This is a genomic window from Bacillus haynesii (assembly GCF_001969855.1).
In the GTDB taxonomy this organism is placed as follows: Bacteria; Bacillota; Bacilli; order Bacillales; family Bacillaceae; genus Bacillus; species Bacillus haynesii.
The window spans coordinates 378587-405374 of sequence record NZ_MRBL01000016.1 but is presented as its reverse complement, the minus strand read 5'-3'; the positions used below and the strand labels follow the sequence as shown (position 1 = coordinate 405374).

The 26788-nt window shown below is 45.6% G+C and carries 12 protein-coding genes; 11 read left to right on the top strand and 1 reads right to left on the bottom strand.

Going from position 1 to position 26788, the window contains the following annotated elements; all coding sequences use genetic code 11:
• The 11 genes from BTA31_RS14935 to BTA31_RS14885 all read left to right on the top strand — a co-directional run.
• A partial coding sequence (locus tag BTA31_RS14935; protein WP_094777437.1) for a non-ribosomal peptide synthetase occupies window positions 1–16736 on the top strand: 16736 nt, incomplete at its 5' end.
• 158 nt (window positions 16737–16894) lie between these two features.
• Window positions 16895–17611, top strand: coding sequence for a response regulator transcription factor (locus BTA31_RS14930; RefSeq protein WP_043926990.1), 717 nt, complete (start codon window positions 16895–16897; stop codon window positions 17609–17611).
• The gene (locus BTA31_RS14925; RefSeq protein ID WP_076792803.1) at window positions 17598–18632 is read left to right on the top strand and encodes a sensor histidine kinase; all 1035 of its coding nucleotides are present in this window, start codon (window positions 17598–17600) and stop codon (window positions 18630–18632) included. The genes BTA31_RS14930 and BTA31_RS14925 overlap by 14 nt, the downstream gene beginning before the upstream one ends.
• A gap of 69 nt (window positions 18633–18701) precedes the next feature.
• Entirely contained in the window at window positions 18702–19622 is a 921-nt protein-coding gene (bcrA, locus tag BTA31_RS14920) for a bacitracin resistance ABC transporter ATP-binding subunit BcrA (RefSeq protein ID WP_142243753.1), read from the top strand.
• Window positions 19615–20349, top strand: coding sequence for an ABC transporter permease (locus BTA31_RS14915; RefSeq protein WP_043926993.1), 735 nt, complete (start codon window positions 19615–19617; stop codon window positions 20347–20349). The genes bcrA and BTA31_RS14915 overlap by 8 nt, the downstream gene beginning before the upstream one ends.
• Before the next feature lie 113 nt (window positions 20350–20462).
• Window positions 20463–21074: an undecaprenyl-diphosphatase gene (locus BTA31_RS14910; protein WP_043926994.1), complete on the top strand. Its 612-nt coding sequence runs from the start codon at window positions 20463–20465 to the stop codon at window positions 21072–21074.
• Window positions 21075–21610: 536 nt separating this feature from the next.
• A complete protein-coding gene (locus BTA31_RS14905; RefSeq protein WP_043926995.1) occupies window positions 21611–22099 on the top strand; it encodes a hypothetical protein in 489 nt (162 codons plus the stop codon).
• A gap of 115 nt (window positions 22100–22214) precedes the next feature.
• On the top strand, window positions 22215–22877 hold the full coding sequence (locus BTA31_RS14900) for an ATP-binding cassette domain-containing protein (protein ID WP_076792800.1): 663 nt from the start codon (window positions 22215–22217) through the stop codon (window positions 22875–22877).
• Complete coding sequence (locus BTA31_RS14895; RefSeq protein ID WP_043926997.1) at window positions 22855–23820, top strand: ABC transporter permease; 966 nt, start codon at window positions 22855–22857, stop codon at window positions 23818–23820. The genes BTA31_RS14900 and BTA31_RS14895 overlap by 23 nt, the downstream gene beginning before the upstream one ends.
• Before the next feature lie 259 nt (window positions 23821–24079).
• The gene (gene coaA / locus BTA31_RS14890) at window positions 24080–25039 is read left to right on the top strand and encodes a type I pantothenate kinase (RefSeq protein WP_043927052.1); all 960 of its coding nucleotides are present in this window, start codon (window positions 24080–24082) and stop codon (window positions 25037–25039) included.
• A 14-nt stretch (window positions 25040–25053) separates the two neighbouring features.
• A complete protein-coding gene (locus tag BTA31_RS14885; RefSeq protein ID WP_076792797.1) occupies window positions 25054–25437 on the top strand; it encodes a VOC family protein in 384 nt (127 codons plus the stop codon).
• 51 nt (window positions 25438–25488) lie between these two features.
• Here the strand turns inward: BTA31_RS14885 and BTA31_RS14880 are convergent, their stop codons facing one another.
• Window positions 25489–26727, bottom strand: a complete 1239-nt coding sequence (locus BTA31_RS14880; RefSeq protein ID WP_076792794.1) for an MDR family MFS transporter — start codon at window positions 26725–26727, stop codon at window positions 25489–25491.
• Window positions 26728–26788: the final 61 nt, after the last annotated feature.

Sequence of the window (26788 nt, the reverse complement as noted above, 5' to 3'; positions counted from 1 at the left end):
CGGTCGGTGTTCCCGGAGAGCTGTGCATCGCGGGCGACGGCTTAAGCAAAGGATATTTAAACCGCGAGAAACTGACAGCGGAAAAATTCATCCCGCATCCGTTCATTCCGGGAGAAAGGCTGTACAAGACGGGCGATTTAGCGAAATGGCTGCCTGACGGCAACATCGAATTCATCGGCCGAATCGACCACCAGGTGAAAATCCGCGGCTTCAGGATCGAACTCGGCGAAATCGAAAGCCGGCTGGAGCTGCATGAAGACATCAATGAGACGATCGTCACCGTCAGGGAAGACAAAGAGAGCCGCCCGTACATTTGCGCCTATATCACGGCAAATCGCGATATTTCTCTTGATGAGCTGAAAGGATTTTTAGGTGAAAAGCTTCCGGAATACATGATTCCCGCCTATTTCATGAACATGGACAAGCTGCCGCTCACCAAAAACGGGAAAGTCGACAGAAAAGCTCTGCCTGAGCCGGACAGAACGATGGGGGCGGAAAGCGAGTATGAAGCCCCGCGAAATGAAACGGAAGAAAAGCTGGCGGCAATTTGGCGGGATATTTTAAATGAGGGAAAATATGGTATCAACGATCATTTTTTCGAGATGGGGGGACATTCTCTCAAAGCGGCCGCGATGGCGGCAAGAATCCGAAAGGAGCTCAAAGCGGAAATCCCTCTTGGGCAAATCTTTAAAACGCCGACAATCAAAGGATTGGGAGAATATATCAGATCGACAAAAGATAGTGTTGATTCATCTATTAAAAAAGTGGAAGAAAAAGAATACTATCGTCTTTCATCCGCGCAAAAAAGACTATACATTCTAGGTCAAATCGAAGGGAGCGGATTGTCCTACAATATCCCTTTTACCATGAAAGTCAAGGGCTCCTTCGATATACGCCGGTTTGAGAACGCATTGCAAATTGTCATTCAAAGACATGAAGCGCTTAGAACATCCTTCTTGATGGCGGATGGAGAGCCTGTTCAAAAGATTGAAAAAGAAGTAGATTTCAGCATCAAATGCAGCGAAATAGAGTCTCTATCCATTCAGGAGATCATCAAACAATTTGTCAGACCGTTTGATTTAAAAAAGGCCCCGCTTTTTAGAACAGAGGTGGTCAAGGTTGATGACGAGGAACATATCATTCTGTTTGATATGCACCATATCATTTCAGACGGCGCATCGATGGGGGTTTTGACAAAAGAAATTTGCGATTTGTACGGCGGAAAAGAACTGGCGCCGCTCAGCCTCCAATATAAAGATTATTCAGAATGGCAAAGGGATTGTTATCAAAAAGATGAGATTAAAAGACAAAAAGACTACTGGCTCAATATTTTCAAAGGCGAGCTTCCAGTCCTCAACATGCCGACAGATTTCCCAAGGCCGCAAATGCACAGTGTTGAAGGCGATAGAATCGGTTTTGTAATCGACGGCGAATTGACGAAGAAGCTCGAGCGGATCGCTAAAGACAACGGAGCTACCATGTATATGCTTCTTCTGGCGGCGTATACGGTTTTGCTTCGAACATATAGCGGACAGGAAGATGTGATTATCGGAACGCCGATTCAAGGAAGAAAGCATCACGAGCTGAAACATGTGATCGGGATGTTTGTCAATACGCTGGCGATGAGAAATTATCCGAAAGGCGACAAGACATTCGCTGAATATTTGCAAGATGTAAAAGAGACGGCACTGAAGGCGTATGAAAACCAAGATTATCAATTTGACGACCTTGTCGAACAGCTTAACCTTGATCGCGATATGAGCAGAAATCCGCTGTTTGATACGATGTTTGTCCTGCAAAACCTGGAACAAGCGGATGCTGAAATAGAAGGGCTGACATTTGAACCGTTTGAAAGCGACGTCCATATTTCAAAATTTGACCTCACTTTATCGGCAATCGAAAAAGACTCGAAGGTAGAATTTGATTTGGAATACTGTACGAAGCTGTTTAAAAGAGAAACGGTTGAAAGGATGGCGGCACATTTCGTCCGTATTTTAGAAGATATTTCCAATCGCCCGGACAAGCGGCTGGATCAAATAGAGGTCATGTCAGAAGACGAAAAAAACACATTGTTATATCGGTTTAATGATACGAAAACTGGTGCTCCAACAGACAAAACCATTTGCCGGCTGTTTGCGGAGCGGGCGGAGACATCGCCTGACCAAACCGCGGTCGTGTTTGAAGATCAAAAGCTGACATATCGACAATTGCATGAGAGGTCAAATCAGCTGGCCCGGTTTTTAAGAGACAAAGGGGTTAAACCGGACACAGCCGTCGGCATCATGGTGGACCGCTCTCCCGAGATGATCATCGGCCTTCTGGGAATTTTGAAGGCCGGAGGCGCGTATCTGCCGCTTGATCCGGCATATCCTGAAGACAGGATCAAATACATCCTGGGCGACAGCCAAACAAAGTTTCTCTTGTCGGAAGAGGCGCTCATCAAAAAACGGGCCATTATCAAAGAGGCCGGCATGATCAACATTGATATTCACGACAAACAAATTGCCGCACAGGATGCGGGCCGATTGGAGCCTGTCAGCCACAGCGGGGATCTGGCTTATATCATCTATACTTCAGGGTCCACGGGAAAACCGAAGGGCGTCTTAATTGAACAAAAAGGGCTGTGCAATCTCGTTTCAGCCGTTATGAAATTCATGCACTTAAATACGGACAGCAGAGTGATTCAATTTGCTTCGCTTTCGTTTGATGCGTCGGCATTTGAAATCTTTTCAGCGCTTGCAGCCGGGGCGGCTTTGGTTTTGGGCCGGCAGGAGGAAATGATGCCGGGGCAGCCGTTAACAAGCTTTTTAAAGCATCATGACATCACTCATGCGACTTTGCCGCCGACCGTTCTGAATGTGTTGGATGAATCCAGATTGGAAAACCTCAAAGTAATCGTTTCCGCGGGCTCTGCCTGCAGTGAAGAACTGGCAAAAAGGTGGTTCGGAAATCGGCTGTTTATCAATGCCTACGGACCGACGGAAACGACGGTCTGCGCAACGGCGGGGGTTTACGGAGGATCCGGGCGTCCTCATATCGGCAGTCCGATTGCCAATACAAACGTATATGTATTGGATCAAGACCAGAAGCCTGTGCCGACAGGCGTTGTTGGAGAGCTGTGCGTCGGCGGAATCAGCCTTGCACGCGGATATTTAAACAGGCCGGAACTGACAGCCGAAAAGTTTATTTCACATCCGTTTGTATTAGGGGAAAGATTGTACCGGACGGGTGATCTAGCCAGATGGCTGCCTGATGGACATCTCGAGTTTTTAGGAAGAATCGACCACCAGGTGAAAATTCGCGGATACCGGATTGAACCGGGGGAAATCGAGAATCAATTGCTCAAGCTTGACAAAATCGATGAAGCGGCGGTTATAGCCAGGAAGGACGACGACAACAGCCATTATTTGTGCGCTTATATCGTCTCCAAAGAAGATTGGACGTCAACCGAGATCAGTGAATGGCTCGAAAAAGAGCTCCCTCACTATATGATTCCGGCTTATTTTGTCAGACTTGATAAGCTGCCGCTCACATCAAACGATAAAGTCGATCGAAAAGCACTTCCTGCACCTGACAGACATGTCGCCACAGGAGCGGAATACGAAGCGCCGCGGAATGACACAGAAGCTAAGCTCGTTGACATCTGGAGGGATGTTCTCGGTGCCGAAGACATCGGTATCAGCCATCACTTCTTTGCAGCAGGAGGAGATTCGATCAAGGCATTGCAAATCGTCTCAAGGCTGTCTAGGCTTGGTCTGAAGCTTGAAATGAAGGATTTGTTCGCCAATCCGAGAATCAAGGATCTTGCCAAGTATGTTAAAAAACAATCACAGAGGCAAAATGCCAATACAATCGTCACAGGACATGCAGAACTCACTCCGATCCAAAAATGGTATTTTGCTAATAACAAAGAAGAGCTAGATCACTTTAACCAGTCATTTGTGCTCTTCAGAAAGGGCGGATTTGACGAAAGCTGTGTCAGAAAGGCTTTCAATAAAATAATGGAGCAGCACGACGCGTTAAGGATGACCTATGAAGAAAAAGGCGGGGACTTCATTCAGTACAACAGAAGCTTTCGGGAAGATCTGTTCGACCTGGATGTTTATGATGTAAGAGGGCTTGATCGTCAAGCGGAAAAGGTGTTTGAGCTGGCGACAGGCATTCAAAAAAAATCATCGATTAGAAAAGGAAAACTCGTTCATCTCGGCATCTTTCGGGCTGATGAGGGGGACCACCTGCTCATTGTGATCCATCATCTTGTCGTAGACGGTGTATCGTGGAGAATTCTGTTTGAGGACTTCGAAACAATGTACAGTCAGGCATTAAAGGGGCAAACGCTCGAGATCGGCTACAAAACGCATTCCTATCAAGAATTCGCCCGCAGGTTAAAAGCACACGCCCAGAGCCGCACATTATCGAAGGAAGCCGACTATTGGCGGAACATTGCCATGGCTCGTGTTCGGTTTATTCCGCCAAAGAACATATTAAAGGAAGATGTATACGAAAACAGCACCACTTTGAGCATCAAGCTCGCTAAAGAGGCAACAGCGGACCTTTTGCGAAACACGAACAGAGCCTACAACACTGAAATCAACGATATTTTGTTAACGGCATTACTGACCGGAGCAAGGGACATCACAGGGGAAAACAAACTGAAGGTCATGATGGAAGGCCACGGCAGGGAAGATATTTTAGAAGGCGTTGACATCGCGAGAACAATCGGCTGGTTTACGACGATGTATCCGGTGCTTCTTGATGCAGGAGAAGAAAAAGACCTCTCCCAACAGATCAAAATGGTCAAAGAAACGTTGAGAAAAATACCGAATAAAGGAATCGGCTACGGGATATTAAAGTATATGGCCGAAGACCCGGATTTCATTAACGAAGAAAAAGCCCGGATTTCATTTAACTATTTAGGCGAGATCGATGCCGACATGAACCGCGGCGAATTTTCCGGGTCCAGCTTCTCCGAAGGGGAAAGCATCGGCGGGAAAATTGCGAGAAGTCATTCTATCGAAATCAACGCCATCGTGATCAATCATGAGCTGGTGATTCATACCACCTTTAATCAATTGGAATACGAAAAAGAGACGATCAGCCGGCTGAATAATCAATTGAAACAAAGTCTGGAACAAATCATTAAGCACTGCACGCAAAAGACGGAAAGCGAAAGAACGCCGTCCGACTATGGAGATATAAATATCAGTTTTGCCGAACTTGAGGAAATCAAAGGAAAATACAGAAGCGCAATTGAAAAAATCTATCCGCTCGCCAACATGCAAAAAGGTATGCTGTTTCATGCCATCGAGGATCATACCTCAGATGCATATTTTCAGCAGGCGGTCATGGATATTGAAGGAGATGTCGATCCGGCGATCCTTGAGGCAAGCTTTAATGACATCATGAAACGGCATGAAATCTTAAGGGCCTCTTATGAATATGAAATCATTGAAGAACCGAGGCAGATCATCATCGAAAACCGAAGCATCGACTTCACCTATTTCAATATTGCGAAAAGCTCCGCCCAGCAACAGGAAATGTTCATTGAAAGATTGATCAATGAAGATCGAAAAAAAGGCTTTGATTTAAGCAGAGATGTACTGATGAGGGCTTATTTGCTGAAAACGGCCGAGCGCTCGTACCGGCTTGTCTGGAGCCATCACCATATTTTACTCGATGGCTGGTGCCTTGGCATCATCATGCGCGAGCTGTTTGTCATCTATGAAAACCGGATGAACGGCAAAGCCAGTCCATTAAAGGAGACGAAGCCGTACAGCGATTATATCAGGTGGCTTGAAAGACAGGATCAAGAAGAGGGCCGTCAATATTGGCGCGAATATTTGAAAGGGTATGAGGAACAGGCGCAGCTGCCTACATTAACAAAACGCAAAAATAGCAGCCGGTATGACCGCCAGGAGAAGGTCATCCATTTGTCAAAACAGCTGACAAAACAATTGAAGGAGCTCGCTGCCAAAAACAGTATCACGCTTCATACGGTGATTCAAACGATTTGGGGCCTGATGCTAACGAGATATAATAAGATCGATGATGTCGTGTTTGGAACGGTCGTATCGGGCAGGGAAGCAAACGTAGACGGAATCGAAGACATGATCGGTCTGTTTATCAACACCATCCCGACAAGAATCAGATTCAATGAGCAGGCGCGTTTTAACGATTGTTTGCAAAAGGTTCAGGAAGATGCGATTCAAAGCAACCGCTACAACTATATGAATCTCGCTGAAGTCCAGGCTTTGAGCAGCTTAAAGAAAGATCTGATCGATCATATTCTCGTATTTGAGAACTATGAAGCTGATGAACAGGACTTTGAAGAGAGTCAAATGAAGACAGGCTTTAAGGTGAATGAGATCAGTGCCGCGGAACAAAGCAATTACAGTTTTAGTATGTCGGTGACTCCAGGCGAAGAGCTCACCCTTGTTTTGACATATGACGGCAATGTCTATGACAGGGATATCATCAATAATATTGAAGGTCATATCAAAAAGGTCGCTGAGCAAGTGGCGGCAAATGAAAACCGGACAATCGCAGAGATTGACATGCTGGCGGAGGAAGAAAGAAAGACGCTTCTATATGAGTTCAACCGGACGAACGCCGATTATCCAAGGAATAAAACGATCCATCAATTATTTGAAGAACAGGCGGAACGGACGCCAGGACATATTGCGGTTGTGTTCGAAGAAGAGCAGCTCTCGTACAGTGAGTTGAATGCCAGAGCCAATCAGCTGGCACATGTTCTGCGGGAAAAAGGCGTCCGCCCGGATACTATTGTGGGAGTGATGATGGAGCGGTCTGCCGGCATGATCGTTGCTATGCTCGGAATTTTAAAAGCAGGAGGCGCGTACCTTCCGATCGATCCGGATTACCCGCAAGAACGAATCAAGTATATGCTTGAAGACAGCGGGACGGGTATTTTGCTAATTGATTCGGAAACGTCCTGCCCGAAATCATTCACCGGCCTTATCTTAAACACGGATGATTTATACAAGGACAATGCAGAGAAAGCGGTGAATCCAAAACTGATCAACCATCCGGACGATCTTGCGTATATCATTTATACATCGGGAACGACGGGCAAACCGAAAGGCTGTATGATCAAGCACCGGAACGTGGTGCGCTTGATGGTGAACGAAAAACAGAAATTTGATTTCAATGATCATGATGTATGGACAATGTTCCATTCGTACTGTTTCGATTTCTCAGTATGGGAAATGTACGGCGCATTGCTTTATGGCGGAAAAGTTGTCATTGTGCCGAAATATACTGCAAAAGACAGCAGGGCATTCTTGAAGCTTTTGCGGGACAGATCGGTGACGGTGCTTAACCAGACGCCGACCGCTTTTTCTAAGCTGATGAACGAAGAATGTAAACATTCTGAGGCGCACTTAAACCTCCGCTACGTCATTTTTGGGGGAGAAGCCCTGAATCCTTCGATGCTGAAACAGTGGCGCAAAAAGTATCCGCAGACAAAGTTGATCAATATGTATGGCATTACAGAGACGACCGTGCACGCCACATATAAAGAAATTACAAAACAAGATATTGAAACAAGTGTGAGCAATATCGGGTCGCCAATTCCGACGCTGACCTGCTATGTTTTAGACAGCCGGCGGAAACCGGTGCCGATCGGCGCGCCCGGTGAGCTGTACATCGGCGGGGAAGGCCTTGCCCGCGGATACTTAAACAGACCTGACCTCACGCTTGAAAAATTTGTTCCAAACCCGTTTGCTCCAGGGGAAAGCATGTACCGGACGGGGGATCTCGCAAGATTTCTGCCTGACGGTAATATCGAATATTTAGGAAGAATCGATCATCAAGTCAAAATCCGCGGATTCAGAATCGAACTGGGCGAAATCGAAAACCAATTGCTTAAAATCGAAAGCATTCAGGCGGCGGCAGTCATGGCACGGGAAGATCAAGACGGCAGCAAATATCTTTGCGCATATATCGTTGCGGACAAAACGGCTGGTATAGCAGACGTCAGAAAATGTTTGTTAAAAGAACTGCCTGATTACATGGTGCCGTCATACTTTGTCAAGCTTGATCAATTGCCGCTCACGGCAAACGGCAAAATCGACAGAAAAGCGCTCCCTGAACCAAGCGGCGCGATCAGCGAGGCGACGTACGAAGTACCGCGGAACCGTACAGAGGAAAAGCTTGTCTCCATCTGGGAGGACGTTTTAGGGATCGAAAACATCGGCATCAGCCACAATTTCTTTGAGCTTGGCGGCCATTCCTTAAAAGCTGCGGCATTGGCGGCAAAACTGCATAAAGAAATGAAAGTTGAAGTCCCTTTAAGACAACTATTCGAAACACCGACAATCAAAGACATCGCCGATTTTATCGAATCCATGAAAGAAAGCTCTTATGCGTCCATCACACAAGCGGAAGAGAAAGAATATTACGCATTGTCATCCGCGCAAAGAAGGCTGTATATTCTCAACCAAATCGAACCTGGCGGCCTTTCTTATAACATGCCGTTCGCCATGAAAATTGCAGGAGATTTTGATGTCGACCGGTTTGAGGATGCTTTTCGGCAGTTGATAGAAAGGCATGAAGCCTTGAGGACGGCCTTTATGATGGATGACGGCGAACCTGTACAGAAAATCGAAAAAGAAGTCGATTTTAAAGTGAAGTACGGGCGACTCGGGCAGGACCGGTTAGAAGAAAAAATCAAAGCGTTCATCAAGCCGTTTGCTTTGGAAAAAGCGCCGCTTTTAAGAGCGGAAGTATTAAAAGCGAGTGGCGATGAACATGTACTGATGCTCGATATGCACCATATTATTTCAGACGGGGTGTCCATGGCCATTTTCACAAAAGAGCTGGCCGAGCTGTACGAGGGAAAAACATTACCGCCGTTAACGATTCAGTACAAAGACTTTTCAGAATGGCAAAAACTTTTTTATCAAAAGGAAGAGATCAAACGGCAGGAAGACTACTGGCTCAACGTGTTTCAAGGCGAAGTGCCGGTGCTGAATTTACCGACGGATGAAAAACGTCCGCAAAAGCGTTCGATTGAAGGAGATATCGTTCAGTTTGAAATAGACGGCGAAACGTCCGCCATGCTGAACAAACTGGCGAAAGAGAACGGCGCGACGATGTATATGCTGCTTTTGGCGGGATACACAACGCTCTTGGCCAAGTATACAGGCCAGGAGGATATCGTTGTCGGTTCACCGATCGCGGGAAGGCATCACAGCGATTTGAAACATGTCATCGGACTGTTTATCAACACGCTGGCGATGAGGAACGATCCAAAAGGAGACAAGCCTTTTGCCGACTATTTAAAAGAGGTCAAAGAAACAGCGCTGAAAGCTTATGAAAATCAAGACTATCCATTTGATGAACTGGTTGAAAAACTTGATGTCAAACGGGATATGAGCAGACACCCGCTATTTGATACCATGTTTGTTCTGCAAAACTTCGACGGCGATGAAGCGGACATCGACGGCTTGACATTCCAGCCGCTTCAAACCGAGGTGAACATCTCAAAATTTGATTTGACGCTGACAGCCGCTGAGACAAATGAAGGCATTCAATGTGTTTTCAACTACTGTGCAAAATTGTTTAAGCGGTCCACGATTGAAAGAATGGCGGGCCATTTGATCAATATTCTAAAGGAAGCGGCAAACGATCCACAAAAGCCGTTGAGCGACGTTAACATGCTGTCAGATGAAGAAATGCGAGTGCTTCGGAATCAAAATCAAGGACAACAAGCCGATTACCCTGAAGATCAAACGGTTCATCAGTTGTTTGAGCATCAGGCTGGCAAAACGCCGGAGCAAACAGCGGTGGTCTTTGCGGATGAAAAGCTGACGTACAGGGAACTGAACGAAAGAGCAAACCAATTGGCAAGGCTTTTGCGAGACAAAGGAGCAAAAGCCGGTGCACCTGTGGCGATCATGATTGAACCATCGCTTGAGATGATCATTTCCATGCTGGCGGTACTGAAAGCCGGAGCGGCTTACGTGCCGATCGAGCCGGAGCAATTGGCCAAACGGACGAATGAGATTTTAAGTGACAGCAAAGCTGCAATATTGCTTGTCAAAGGCTCTGTCAAAGAAAACGTCGCGTTCGCTGGAGAAATCGTCAATATTGCCGACCGTTTGATAGATGCGAAGGCCGCGTCAAACCTGCCTGCATCTGGTTCAGCCGATCAGAATGCATATATTATATACACATCAGGCTCCACCGGAAAGCCGAAAGGCGTATTTGTCAGACACGGGAATGTGGTGAACTATACAACATGGTTTATGAAGGAAGCGGGTCTGACAGAAGACGACAAAGCCATGCTTGTGTCCTCATATGCGTTCGATTTGGGCTATACGAGCATCTTTTCGGCTCTTTTAAGCGGAAGCGAACTGCATATCGCACGAAAAGAATGTTATACAAATGCACACCGGGCTTTACAGTATATCAAAGAAAACGGCATCACCTATATCAAACTGACGCCATCTCTGTTTAACATTTTTGTCAATGATCCGGGCTTTTCCGCCGAAAAATCTTGCGCCACTCTCAGGCTGGTCGTCTTAGGCGGAGAGATGATCAATACAAGGGATGTTGAGACATTTTACAACCAATATCCGGACCATGTGGTCATGAATCATTATGGCCCGACGGAAACGACAATCGGCTCAGTCTTTAAAGTGATCGACCCGGAACACCTCCATTCTTTCAAAGAATATCCGGTTATCGGCACTCCGATCCATAATACGAATGCGTATGTGCTGGATGAAAACATGAAGCTGCTTCCGGAAGGTGTGTACGGAGAGCTCTGCATCGCAGGAGCCGGAGTGACAGGCGGTTATGTCAACAGGCCGGATGAAACGAAAGAAAAATTTATCGAAAACCCGTTTGCACCGCATACAAAAATGTACAGGACAGGGGATCTCGCCAGAAGGCTGAGCAATGGAAATATCGAACTTGCAGGCCGGATAGATACCCAAGTGAAGGTAAGGGGCTACAGAATAGAACCGGACGAAATCAAAAGCAGGCTGTTGGCTCATGATGATATCAAGGAAGCCTTTATTGTGGCAAGGGAAGACCATAAAGGTGCAAAACAGCTGTGCGCTTATTTCACAGCAGACGCCGAATTGCCGTTCGAGGACATCAGGACGTATCTGATGCATGAGCTTCCAGAATATATGATTCCGTCTTCGTTTGTCCAAATTGAGAAGATGCCGCTTTCAGCCAACGGAAAGATCGATACGGCCGCATTGCCTGAACCGCAGCCGGGAAAAGAGACGGAATACGAACCGCCGCGGAACGAGACGGAAGAAAAGCTTGTTCAAATATGGGAAGAAGTGCTTGGCATGGACAAGATCGGGATCACTCATCACTTTTTTGCAGCAGGCGGCGATTCCATCAAAGCGCTGCAAATGATCTCAAGATTATCAAGAGAAGGCCTGTCGCTAGAAATGAAAAATCTGTTTGCAAACCCGCAAATCAAGTCTTTGAGCCGATATGTCAAGGCCGAAACCGACAAATCAGCATCCTATGAAACGGTAGAGGGCGAGATTCTCTTGACCCCGATTCAACAAGAGTATTTCTCATTGAACAAAACGGACAGGAACCATTACAACCATGCGGTTATGCTGTATAGAAAAAACGGATTCGACGAGAGCATCGTCAAACGAGTATTTAGAGAAATCATCAAACATCACGATGCACTCCGGACGGTGTTTAAAGAAGAAGACGGAAAGATCATTCAGTACAACCGGGGACCGGACAAAAAGCTGTTTGACCTATTTGTCTATGATGTCTCAAGCGAAAACGACCAGCCTCAGAAAGTGTACCAATTGGCGACGGAGCTTCAGCAAAGCATCGATATTAAAACCGGTCCTTTGGTCAAACTTGCGCTCTTCAAAACGAATAATGGAGATCATCTGCTGATCATCATCCATCACCTTGTGGTCGACGGTATCTCCTGGAGAATATTATTTGAAGATTTGGCGCTGGGGTACAGTCAGTTATCGAATGGGGAAAAAGTCGAGTTTTATCCAAAAACGGCTTCCTACCAGGAATATGCGCGGCACATCACGGAATATTCAAAAACTGAAAAACTGCTTGGTGAAAAACAGTATTGGCTGAAGGCCATTTGCGATGACGTCGAATTCCTGGAAATGAATGAAGATGCAGGTGTCTTCAAAGTTGAGGACAGCAAAACATTCAGCACGGAACTCGAAAAAGAGGAGACAGCGCGGCTTTTAAGAGAAACAAACCAAGCTTACCGTACCGAAATCAACGATCTTCTGATCACTGCGCTTCTGATGGCGGCAAGGAATATGACCGGGCAAAATAAATTAAGAATCACACTGGAAGGACATGGAAGAGAGCGGGTGACAGACGGCATCGACATCAGCAGAACGGTCGGATGGTTTACCTCGAAATACCCGGTATTCATCGATTTGGGACAAGAAACAGACATGTCCAGAACGATTAAAATGGTGAAAGAGCACTTACGAAATGTGCCGAACAAAGGCATTGGCTACGGAATTTTAAAGTATCTCACTCGGGACAGTGACATCGGAAAAGGAGCCGCATCTCCAATCCTGTTGAATTACTTGGGACAGCTTGATGAAGACATCAACAGCGGCGAATTTTCTTCATCACATCTCCCGCCGGGAGAAGCGGCCGGAAAGGGCATCACAAGAGAACATCCGCTCGAAATCAATGCGATTGTCTTTAACGGAAGACTGGCGCTTCAAACAACCTATAACACAAGAGCATACAGTGAAGACGTCGTTAGAGCTTTTGCTCAAAAGTATAAAGAAGCCCTTAAAGCGGTCATTCACCATTGTGCGGAACGAGAAGAGACGGAAAAAACGCCGTCCGATTACGGAGACAAAGGCATCAGCTTAGATCAACTTGAGGAAATCAAACTGAAATATAAAGGGATGGAAATCGAAAAAATCTATCCGCTTGCCAACATGCAAAGGGGCATGCTGTTCCACGCGCTCGAAGACAAGGAATCACAGGCGTACTTTGAACAAATGACCATCAATATGAAAGGATTGATCGATGAGCACCTGTTTGCAGAAACGTTCAATGACATCATGGAAAGACACGAGATTCTAAGGGCCTCTATTGAGTATGAAATAACGGATGAACCAAGAAATGTGATCATCAAGGACAGAAAGATCAATCTTGACTATCATGACTTGCGAAAGCAGAGTCCGGCGGAACAGGAGCAAGTGATTCAAGCGTACCGTAAAGCAGATCGGGAGAAAGGTTTTCGCTTAAACAGCGAACCATTGATCAGAGCCGCGCTGATGAGAACCGGGGATGACAGTTATACGTTCATATGGACAAACCATCATATTCTGCTTGACGGCTGGTCCCGGGGAATCATTCTGGGAGAGCTGTTCCAAATGTATCATATGAAAGAAGCCGGGCAAAAACACCGGCTTGAAGAGGCAAGACCGTACAGCGATTATATCGGGTGGCTAAAGCAACAGGATAAAGAAGCTGCAAAAGCGTACTGGAGAAACTATTTATCAGGCTTTACCGAAAAATCGCCGATTTCGGTTTTGGCGAGCTCTTCCGGACATGCAAAATATAAGAGAAAAGAGGCCGTCATAGAATTCCCGGAACAATTGACCGGCCGGATCACAGAGCTTGCCAGCCGTAACAATGTCACCTTCCATACTGTTTTACAATGCATTTGGGGAATGCTTTTGGCAAGGTACAATCAAACGGATGATGTCGTATTCGGTACAGTCATTTCCGGAAGGGATGCACAAGTAGCCGGAATTGAAAAAATGGTCGGACTATTCCTCAACACTGTACCGACGAGAATCAGACTGGAAAAAAGCCAAAGCTTTAAGGAGCTCATCAAAAGCGTTCAGGAACAGGCTTTGGAAGGCAGGACATATCATGACATGAATTTGTCGGAAGTGCAGTCGCTCAGTGAATTAAAAAGAGAGCTGCTGGATCATATCCTGATTTTCGAAAATTACGCGGTTGATCAGAGTGCATTTGAGACAAGCGGCAAACGCGGTGCCGGTTTTGTCTTTGAAGAAATTCACGCCGAAGAACAAACAAATTACGGGTTTAATATTGTGGCCGTCCCGGGCGAACGTTTGGTCATCAAATTGACTTATGACGGAAATATCTATCATGACCAGATCATCGCCGGTATCAAAGGACACCTTCAACAAGTGATGGAACAGGTGGTCCAAAATGAAGATCAGTCATTAAACGATATCACAGTCCTTTCGGAAGCTGAAAGAAACAGGCTGTTGTACGAATGGAATGACACGAAAGCGGAATATCCGAATCAGACGATTTACCGGCTGTTTGAGGAACAAGCCGAAAAAACCCCTGATCTTGCTGCGGTTGTCTGCGGCAATGACAAACTGACGTACCGTGAGCTCAATGAAAAATCAAATCAGCTCGCAAGATATCTCAGGAACAAAGGAGTCAAAGCGGACACGATTGTCGCCATCATGGCAGAGCGCTCGCCGGAGATGGTGATCGGAATCATGGGGATTTTGAAAGCCGGAGGAGCCTATTTGCCGATTGATCCCGATTATCCGGAAGAAAGGATCAAGTATATGCTTGAAGACAGCGGCGCGGCCATCATCCTTGTGGATCACAGGCAGGACTTGGGCACACTTCATCAAGAAGCCGTCGAATTAACCGGAGATTTCAGCAGCTATCCGGCTGACAATCCGGAACCGGCCAGTGACGGCGACAGCCTCGCTTATATCATTTACACGTCAGGCTCAACAGGCAAACCGAAAGGGGTGATGATCAGACAAAGCGGGCTGGTGAACTATATCACATGGGCTGAGCATGTATATGTCCAAGGCGAACAGCTCGATTTTGCCCTCTACTCATCCATTGCCTTTGATTTAACGGTGACATCGATATTTACGCCATTAATCTCGGGAAATCAGGTGATTGTTTATCAGCATAGCGGAGACGGGGAACCGCTGATTCGAAAAGTGTTCAGAGACAAAAAAGCCGGGATTGTCAAATTAACCCCGTCTCATTTAAGCCTTGTCAAAGACATGGATGTCAGCGGATCAAGCATCAAACGCCTGATCGTCGGCGGGGAAGATTTAAAAACGGAACTGGCCAAAGATATCACGGAAAGATTTGATCACAACATTGAAATCTATAATGAATACGGACCGACTGAAACGGTTGTCGGCTGCATGATCTATCAATATGATGCCGATCGGGACCGCCAAGTTTCTGTCCCAATCGGCAAGCCGGCTTCCAATGTGCAGCTATATATTTTGGATGAGCGTCAGGAAGTGCAGCCGGTCGGAATTGCCGGAGAGCTGTATATCAGCGGAGACGGAGTCGCAAAAGGCTATTTGAACAAACCGGAGCTGACGTCTGAAAAATTCCTGCCAAATCCGTTTTTACCGGGTGAAAGAATGTATCGAACAGGAGATCTTGCGAGAATGAGGCCTGACGGACATATTGAGTATCTGGGCCGGATCGATCATCAAGTCAAGATTCGGGGCTACCGCATCGAGCTTGGCGAAATCGAACATCAATTATTAAGGTACTGTGATATAAAAGAAGCGGCGGTTGCCGCCAAAACAGATCAAAGCAACAATCAAGTTCTTTGCGCATACGTCGTTTCCGAAAGAGACATCACACAGGAAGACATCAAAGCGTTTTTGGCGAAGGAGCTTCCGGAATATATGGTGCCGTCTTATTTGCTGAAGCTTGATGAGTTGCCGCTGACACCAAACGGAAAAGTCGACTTGAAGGCCCTTCCGGAGCCAGATCGAAGCGCGGGCGCTATACTGGAATACGAGCCTCCAAGACATGAGCTGGAAGAAAAAATGGCCGCCATTTGGGAAGACATCCTGAATATCGAACAGATTGGCATCAACGCCAACATATTCGATATCGGGGCGAATTCTTTAAACGTCATGTCATTTGTCTCTAGGCTATATGCAGAGCTTGGCTTCAGAGTTCCGTTTAAGGACATTTTCTCCAAGCCGACAATTAAAGAGCTGTCTGATTTTCTGAAGCATGCACAAGACGTGCTGAAAGACTACACAGATGATTGCATGCAGCTGACCAGGGCGGAAGAAGGCGGCAAAAACCTGTTCTGCTTCCCGCCGGCCGCGTCGATGGGTATTGCCTACATGGGCTTGGCCAAGCATCTAAAGCAGCATTCGGTGTACAGCTTCAACTTCATTCCATCCGCAAACAGGATTCGAAAATACGCGGATATCATCAAAAACATTCAAGGTGAAGGGCCGTACACATTAATCGGCTATTCATCCGGCGGAATCCTGGCATTTGATGTGGCGAAAGAATTGAACCGGCAAGGATATGAAGTCGAGGATTTGATCATCATCGATTCAAAATATCGGACAAAAGCCGAGAAACATCAGTTCACAGAGGAGGAATACAGAGAAGAGATATCCAAAACATTTGAACTTGAGAAATACCACGATGCAGAGAAATTATTGAGCGACTATTTAGTGGACTTGGTGATGAAATCTTATGTATATATACAAAACACACTCACAACCGGCGCAATTGACGGACATATCAGCTATATCAAGTCAAGCGACAATCAGCGGGATGAAAATATGATGATGTGGGAAAAAGCGGCGTCCAAAACCTTTACAGTCGTTCAAGGAGCCGGAACACATATGCAAATGATCTCCAAATCCCATCCCGACATTCTCGAAAGAAATGCAAGATTGATCCATGATATCGTCAATAAGACTGTCAAAATATGAGCAAAAAGGCATCCTTCTCGGGATGCCTTTTGTTTGCCCCATCAACTCTCTGTTATAATGATAGGCAAAGAAAAGAGAGGAAATATTTCAAAAAACAAGCAGCAGCGGGTGCTGCGGTGTTAACATCTATCAAGACAAAATAAAAGCGGGTGAACCAAGTGGAAGCCATTCGAGTGCTCATAGCGGATGATGAAAAAGAAATCAGAGATTTATTGAAAACCTATTTAAAAAGAGAGTGTTATGAGGTTGACGTGGCAGTTGACGGTGAAGATGCGTTAAGGCTGTTTGAACAAAACCATTACCACCTCGTGATATTGGATGTGATGATGCCGAAAATCGACGGCATTGAGGTCTGCAGAAGGATGAGGAATCATACGAATGTTCCGATCCTGATGCTGACCGCCAAAGACCTTGAAGGCGATAAAATTTTAGGACTGTCCATCGGTGCCGATGATTATATAACAAAGCCATTCAGCGTGAACGAAGTGCTTGCGCGGATCAAAGCCATGCTGAGACGCTTTTTGGTCCTCGGCAGCGAAAGCCGCTCCGATGAACAATCACTGATTCAATTTAAAGGATTGACCATCGATTTGAAAACATATACGGTCACCGCAGGCGGACAGGAGATCTCCCTGACGGCGAAGGAGTTTGAACTGCTGAAGTTTTTCGCCTCAAATCCGGGGCAGGTATTTACGAAAACGCAACTGTTTCGAAACGCTTGGAGCGACCAATACATAGAAGATGATAATACGGTCATGGTGCATATCAGAAGGCTGAGAAAAAAAATAGAGCCGGATCCTTCCGATCCACAATTTGTTCAAACCGTTTGGGGAATTGGCTATAAGTTTGTAGGTGAGAAAGATGCTGACCGATAAAAAGCTGCTGCTTCTCATTCTGCAATGTGCGGCGATTACAGCACTTCTGTTCATCTATATGAAAACGGCTTCCTTTGGGGTTTTCAGCACAACGTTGTTTATTTTTCTGTTTGCCGTTACCGCGGTGCTGTTTACGTTGAGGCTTCGCTTCATCGATCGCTTAAAGCTGATTGAAACCGAGCTGAAGCGCGTGGCGGATGGAAATTTAAGAAGAAGATTGCTGGCGAAAGGCGATCAGCTATTTAATGAAATCATTTTTTCCATTAACGAATTGATAGAGCAGCTTGAAAAAATTCAAATCGACGCCGCAAAATCGGAAGCGGCTAGAAAACGGCTGCTGTCTAATATTTCCCACGATATCCGAACGCCGCTCACATCAATTATTGGCTATGTTGATGCATTAAAAGACGGGGTCGCGTCTTCGGAAGAAGAGAAACAGGAATATCTCAACATCCTTTCTAAAAAATCAAACAGCCTCAAGCAATTGATCGATGAAATATTCAACATGGCGAAATTGGATGCGAATGAAGTCCAGTTGAAAACAGAGTTTTTTGACCTTGCCGAAGTCGCTAGGGAAACGCTGATCGACTTTTTGCCGGAACTGAAAAAACATGATATTGATTTGAATGTGCAGCTTCCGGAAAAGAAATGCTTTGTTATCGCAGATCGGCTCAGCCTGATCCGCGTGATCGAAAACATCGTGAGAAACGGCATTCACTATGGAAAAGAAGGAAAAGTACTTGGAATCGAACTGACAGAATCAGAACATGAATATCAGCTTCTCATCTGGGATCAAGGTCCGGGGATTCCGGAAAACGATATTGAAAATGTGTTTGATAGAATGTACCGCAGAGACCGGTCGAGAAGCCTTGATGACGGGAGCGGCCTGGGGCTTGCCATCGCCAAATCGCTCGTCGAAAAAAACCGCGGACGTATATGGGCACAGAGCGTCCCGTGGGAAAAAACGACGTTTGGTTTTTCGCTGCCTAAACAAAACCATCTCCAATCATTTAAGAATTAATTAAGAATTGGTTAAGAAGAAGTTAAATCCTTCTGTTTATGATGTAGTTATAAGGAGAGTGGATCAACTTTGAGCACAATTATTAAAACGACGGATCTCACGAAAATGTACGGGCCGCAAAAGTCTGTAGACCATCTCAATATCAACGTAAAACAAGGAGATATATATGGCTTTCTGGGGCGGAACGGCGCCGGCAAGACGACGACAATCAGAATGCTGCTGGGTCTGATCAAACCGACCAGTGGGCAGATAGAAATTTTCGGAGAGAATTTTTTCAAGAATAAAAAAGAGATTTTAAGAAGAATCGGATCTATCGTGGAAGTGCCCGGCTTTTACGCGAACTTGACGGCAAGGGAAAACCTTTTGATCAACGCGAAAATCATAGGTATCCATAAAAAAAATGCGATCGATGAAGTATTGGAGATCGTGGGACTCCATCATGAAACGAAAAAGCTCGTCGGCAAGTATTCCTTGGGAATGAAACAAAGGCTGGGAATTGCAAGAGCCTTGCTTCACTATCCGGAGCTGTTGATACTGGACGAACCGACAAACGGTCTGGACCCGATCGGCATCAAGGAAATGAGAAGACTCATCCATTCTCTCGCCAAAGAAAGAAACATCACCATTTTTATATCAAGCCACATTTTGTCTGAAATCGAACAGCTCGTCGATCATGTCGGGATCATTCATGAAGGAAAACTGCTTGAGGAAATTCCGTTTGACCATCTCAAAAAAAGAAACCGCAAATATCTGGAATTTCAATTATCTGATCAAAATAAAGCGGCCGTGCTGATGGAACAGCATCTTAATATTCATGACTACGAAGTTCACCAGGACGGAATCATCCGGGTATACTCCCATTTGGGCCAGCAGGGAAAGCTCAATAAAATGTTTGTCGAAAACGGAATTGACGTATTGAAGATTACGATGAGCGAAGACAGTCTTGAAGACTACTTTGTAAAATTGATAGGGGGCGGGACGATTGGCTAATTTGCTGTTTACCGAACTGCTGAAGCTTAAGCGCTCACAGATGTTTCTGGTCAGCATCTTGGGAGCGGCGGCAGCCCCTTTCATCTGTTTTATATCGTCTTTGGCTAAGAAAGCCAAGTACCCTGATGTACCGATTCGTTTCAGCGAGACCTTTTCCGACACCAACCTGTATATTGTGCTTTTGATCGGAGTCCCGTTGTACGGCGTGATTACATCATATTTATTCAATCGGGAATACGCTGAAAGCACGCTAAAGAATCTATTGACGATTCCTGTTTCAAGAATCAGCCTGATTGTCAGCAAATTGGTCCTGCTCTTCATCTGGATCATGATGCTGACGTTAATCGCCTGGGTGCTGACGCTTCTGTTTGGGCTGATCGGACAGTTTGAAGGGCTCAGCTCGGCGGTTATAATAGAAGGGTTTAAACAATTTATGATAGGCGGAGCGCTTCTCTTTTTCCTGCTGAGTCCGATCATATTTGTGACGCTGCTGTTTAAAAATTACGTGCCGACCATTATCTTTACGATCGTTATCACAATGATCAGCATTATGGTATACGGCACAGAGTACAGCGCTTTATTCCCTTGGTCGGCGGTATGGGTGATCGCTTCGGGTACGTTCTTTCCGGAATATCCGCCCGAATATTCTTTTATCAGTGTTGCCGCCACAACCGTTCTCGGATTAGCCGCGACAATCGTTTACTTTAAGAAAATTGATATTCATTGATGCAAAAGGGGAATGTGCAACGAATGTTTGCACATTCCTAATACTACTAAGGGCTTTTTGTGCGATTGAAATGTAAATATTTTAAATAAAAGTATAAAAAAGGAGATTGAAACATGTCTTTTTCGGAGTTGAATATTGATGTTTTTCGTTTCATTAATGATTTGGGAAAAGAGTATTCGATGCTGAATCCGGTCGTTTACTTTATGGCCGAATATATGATCTATTTCCTCGCACTGGGTCTTGTCGTTTATTGGCTGACCCGGACGACCAAAAACAGATTGATGGTCATTTATGCAGTCATCGCATTTGGGATTGCCGAAGTTCTCGGAAAAATTGCGGGCTCTCTTTATTCCAACTACCAGCCCTTTGCCGTGCTTGCGAACGTCAACAAGCTGCTTGAACACGAAATTGACAATTCGTTTCCAAGCGACCATACGATTTTGTTTTTTTCAATTGGTTTTTTAATCTTCCTGTTTCACAAAAAGACGGGCTGGCTGTGGCTTGTACTTGCGTTTACCGTGGGGATTTCCCGCATTTGGTCGGGCGTTCACTATCCACTCGATGTTGCAGCGGGAGCTCTTCTTGGCGTGTTGTCAGCTCTGTTTGTATTCTGGACAGCACCGAAGCTGTCATTTATTCATCAAATGCTGACCCTTTATGAAAAGGTGGAACAGCGGATTTTTCCTTCCAAAAGCAAATCGAACGATAAATCGAAGAACTTTTAAAGGGTGAGGCTGCCTTGGTTTTGGGCAGCCTTTGCTATGTGCACTCACAAATAAACGATCGGCTGATCTGAAACCCGCTTCATCCCCCAAAATCGAAGGCGGTTCCCGGCAGCAAGAGCATATGACCGTTTCCATGAAGGAGGACGGTCTGTCGAGTGCTTTGTAGTGATGAATTCTTTTGAACGATTAGGAATTTTCAGCTGTTGAATCGCTTTCCAGGTATATAGGTTCCTCTTTTTTCGCCTTTCCTCACGCTTCCTTTTTTCAGTTCCGTTATAAAAGATGCGAGTGATTTATGAAAATAATTCCAAATAATAGGAATTGATAATAAGTAAAAATATGGTATAGTATTAAATAAGTAGGAGGTGATAATTTCCAATAGGCAACGATAAAATGGTCCATTCTGCTAGGAATCTATTTTTTCATCCATTAAAATAAGAGAACTCGGACTTAAATCGTTTTGGATGTGGCAGTAGCTTATGGATGGCAGCTGAAGACGTACATACAAATATTTCAAAAATACGGAGGGAAACGAAATGAAAAAAGCGATTTTAGGGTTTTCTTTGTCTGCGGCGCTCCTGGTTCCATCCTCATTCGCTGCGGCTGCTGGGGACGGGCAGCTGACAAGCGAGCAAAAGGAATTGCTTGAAGCCAAAACAGAATACGTTCAATCACTTCCTGAACAGGCATCCGTCCAAAGCGGTGTGACGGCATATGCAGGAAAAAGGCTCACAATTAAAAGAGGAAGCTTCCTCGCTTGGTCAAAAGATTATATCGACTGGTACTACAACGGCAAAAAAGTATCGAAAAGCAGCGGATCGCAGGATGTCGGCTACGTCTTTCCGAATGTCGTGAGGGCAAAGGGGATTAAAAGGTATTATAAGTCTTCAGGGCTTCACAAATGGAGAGCGAAAAAAACGCTGAGCTTCGGTACCGTTACACCGTGGGGAGATGTTGAATTCGCCAGCACAACCTTTACAGACAGAAGGTGGGTCAATAAAAAAGGAAAATACGGAAATGATTAATTTACCATAAGCCATTTCATACAACGCTGCTAAAAGACTATTTTGAAATTAATGGCAGCGTTGTATAATGGAGAATGTTGCAACACCATCCTGATGCGAGAAAGGGTTTTTTAAATTGATCAAAATTGATGACCTGACGAAATCTTATGGAAACAAAACGGTATTCAGCCGTCTCAACATGAATATCGAAAAAAACAAAGTCACCTTCCTGATGGGGGAAAACGGCGCCGGGAAAACGACGCTCTTGAAATGCCTGCTCAAGCTGGAACCTTTCGAAGGCGGCATTCTGTACGACGGCGAGCCGCTTGAAGCCGTCAGGAGCAAAGTGCACGTCATCTATGACGATTCCCCGTTTTATGATCATCTGAGCGGCTATCAAAATATCAAACTGCTGATCAATAAACCTGCTGGCAAAGAAGAGCTTGAACAATTGTCGCAAAAGTTTCTCAGCCGGGCGCTGCTGAAAAAAAAGGTTAAGACCTATTCATACGGACAAAAGAAAAAGCTGGCTTTAATGATCGCTGCATTAAACAAACCGTCATACTTGTTTTTGGATGAGATATCAAACGGCCTTGACTACCGGTCCATGATGGAGCTTCAGGAGCTGATCAATGACTGGTCAAGCAGGATGACGATTGTTGCCGCCGGCCATCAGTTTGAGTTTTATTCCTCAATCGTCGATCAATTATACGTCTTGAAAGACGGTTCAGCTATCCACATTGACAATTTTAAAACGAATGGAGCAGAATTGGGCGATGTCTATAAAGAATATTTATAATCTTTTTAAGAAAGAGCTTGCATTTCAATCGTATTCTAAAATGCTCATCATTTTATTGCTTCCTCTACTATTCATTTCATCCGGATACATATATGTTCATTATAAAAATACAATTGACAGCTATCAGCAGTTTAAAAAGACTGAAGGCGAATATAAAGAACTCGGCATCGATATTAAGCAGGCGCTGGAGTCGCCAGTCAATGTGAAGGAAGGTGAGCTGAAAAGCGAGGATGGCGACGGAGAGATCGTCGAAAATATTTTAAGGTTTGACTATGAGAATTTCGTCTTGTCCCTCCATCACCTGGAGCCGAAGCAGTCGGTCATCATGACGCTTGAGCTGATGGGCTTCATCATTTTTCCCTTGGCTTTTACGCTGTATGCCATCTATATCTCCTCTTACGACATCAGATTCAAGACGGTGAAAGTGAAAGCGGTCAGCCATGATTGGAAATCCGTTCTGTTTGCCAAACAGTGTTCGGTTTACATGGTGATGGCTGCCGCCGTGATTGCTGTTGTATGTATGGCATATGTATCAAGCCTCGTCTTTTATTCCCTGGCTTCAAGGGCCATACCGGTCGGCGAGTTCACAATACCCGCTGTTTCAAAAAGCAATATCCCGCTTCAGCTCGTTGTCGTTCTGGCGGTCAGCTTCATCTTTTCGACGATCGGATTTTATTTGGGCGTCCTCTTCAGAAGCTTTATTACGCCTGCTTTGCTTTATATCGTTTACAGCCTGCTTATCCCTGCTTTGGGCAGGTTCGATTTGAAAAACCTGCTGTCTAATCTCGGGCATGCGGTTTTCAGTTTCAGCGGCGGCTTTAAACTGTTTACACCGGTGAAGGTGGACATGATTCCGGTCATCATCATTTTAGCGGCATCCGTCGGCTTGCTGTCTGCGGTCACTTATTACATGGCGCACAGGCAAAGCAAATATGTCGTTTGAAAAAAGAGTGCAGGCACCTGCGCTCTTTTTTCTTTTACAAGCGAAGGATACCTGGTGGCTCAGGTTTGACAGTCGAGTGTCAAACCATTGGAACAGCATGACCGCAAATGAAACCTGCCGTCTCTGAATGAGGCGGCTTTTTTGATTGCAACCTTGTTCCTCGTAAATATTCGAAAAATTCTATATAATAATAAAGCGGTCTCAGGAATTCATGCACTTTTTTAGTAAACAGCGTTTGAACAGAGGGCAGGTGAGAATAATGGCGAATCAGGATTTGAATTTGCACACGTTATATACGAGTCATACCCGTGATGCCTGGGCAAATCTCGGCGGGCATATGTCGGTAGAGATGACCGAAGAGGAAGTAAAGAAGCTTGAAGGTTTAAATGACTATCTGTCTTTGGAAGAAGTCGAAACCGTTTATGTTCCGCTGGCGAGGCTGCTTTATTTACACCGGACAACTCAATATGAACGGAACACCCGGGTGAACGGTTTTTTGAACCATCCTCACGCGGCTAAGATTCCGTTCATCATCGGGATTGCCGGAAGCGTCGCGGTTGGAAAAAGCACGACGGCCCGCATCATTCAGACTGTGCTCGCCCGTTTGCAGGAACGGCTGAAAGTCAGTCTGATCACAACCGACGGTTTTCTTTATCCCAATGCGGTTCTGACAGAAAAACAGATGATGTCGAGAAAAGGGTTTCCGGAAAGCTATGATGTCAAAGCATTGCTTGAGTTTTTAAACGATTTAAAATCCGGCAAGGAAATCGTTCGCGCACCCGTTTATTCCCATTTAACGTACGACAGATTGGAAGGGGTTTACGAAACGGTTGAACAAGCGGATATCGTGATCATCGAAGGCGTCAATGTACTGCAGACACCGACGATCGAAGACGACCGGACAAAACCGCGGGTTTTCGTTTCCGATTTTTTTGACTTCTCGATTTATGTGGATGCCGAAGAAGACCTCATTATCAAATGGTATCTTGAACGCTTTCGCATGCTCAGGGAGACGGCTTTTCAAGATCCGACTTCTTATTTCCATAAATTTAAAGACCTTGCGGACGAAGAAGCGGACCATATGGCAAAGTCAATATGGGAGACCGTCAACCGTCCGAATTTGTATGAGAACATTCTGCCTACAAAATTCCGGTCTGATTTAATCTTGAGAAAAGGCGAAGGCCACAAGGTGGAAGAGATTCTGGTCAGACGGGTATAGATGAGGAGGCTTGCATGATCCATCATATTGAACTGTATGTTTCAGATTTGGAAGCGTCGAAGCGCTTTTGGGGCTGGTTTCTCGGCGAGCTCGGCTATGAGGTTTTTCAACAATGGGAAGACGGGATCAGCTGGAAAGCGAACGGCGCCTATCTCGTGCTTGTGCAGGCGAAAGAACAGTTTATCAAAGCGGGTTATCACAGGTGCCGCGTCGGCTTAAACCATCTTGCTTTTTATGCGGCATCCAAAGAACAGGTCGACGAAATGACAATGATACTGAGAGAGCGGGGATGCCGCATTTTATATGAAGACAGACATCCGTTTGCCGGCGGAAGCGGGCATTATGCCTTGTATACCGAAGATCCGGATCGCATCAAAGTTGAACTTGCTGCGCCTTGAGGCCGGCGTCAGCCGGAAGGCCGGCCTTTGATTGAGCCGGCCTGTTTTCAATTAATGCTGCATCGTTTTTTTCGAACTGAATTTGACTTTTGTTTCATCTATTTTGAGTTTCCGGAAGGCTGCTATCAAGAAAGGAATGCCGCAAATGGTGACAGCAGACAGAATTGCAAAAGTAAAAAACGGCTTTTCCGCTCCAAAAGCGTCCAGCAGCATTCCCCCCGCCCAAGGTCCGATCACGCTTCCCAGCTGGGTGAAGCCCATAGCCCCGAAGTAAGTGCCTTTCAGCTCAGGCCGGGCAATCCGGTCGACCAGTAAATCCATCATCGAAAAGAGAAGCACTTCCCCGATCGTAAACACGATAATGATGAAGACGATAGACCATAGATCATGGAAAAACGAGAGGCTGAACAGGCTTCCACTAATCAGCACATTTCCTGCAATCAGCGATAAAATCGGGGAAAACCGTTTGGCGATATGTACGATCGGGTACTGTACGGCAAGCACGGCCAAGGCATTCAGCGTCAGCATCATGCCGAACACTTTCGTCCCGTCTTCGATGAAAGGGCTGGCCGCCATGTATTGTGCAAGCGTCGATGTGAAGTGGGAATAACCGAACAAACAAAGAATCGAACCGATTAGCGTAATCGTAAATACCCGGTCTGCTTTTGTCACCTCCAGCGCGTCCCGTACTTTTATACGCTTATTACGCTCAGTTGCCGGTACGGTGTGGTGTTTAAATTGAATGACCAGCACCGCTGCATAAATAAAATAAATGAAAGCCGCAATGAAAAACGGCAGCGTCGTTTTGGAAGATCCGAGATACAGTCCTAAAAGCGGACCGAAGACGACGCCGAGGTTGATCGCGGTATAGCGGAGATTAAAGACGAAAAGGCGCGTTTCGGGTTTGGATACGTCTGAAAGCAGCGCTCTTGAAGTCGGTTCAAACAAAGCGCGGCATAATCCGTTTAAGGCATTCATGACAAAGAATGTCCAGACATGATCGGCGAGTGCAAAACCGGCGAACACGAATGTCCAGCCGAAAATCGAAACGAGCATGATGGTTTTCCGGCCGAACCTGTCTGATAAATATCCGCCGTAAAAGCTTGCCGCAATTCCGATCAGAGAGCTCGCTGCAATGACGGCGCCGGCAAAGCCGGAAGAGGCGCCTTTCACTTGTGTCAAATAAATTGCTAAAAAAGGGATGCTCATGGCTGTGCCCATACGTCCAAAAATGGTTCCGACAATAATGGTCCAGCTGAGCGGGTGGATGTTCTGCCATTTTTGTTTCATGATAAACTCTCCGTTACGTTTTTATTTGTTTATCATACATGAAACAGATGGCGGTGAATAG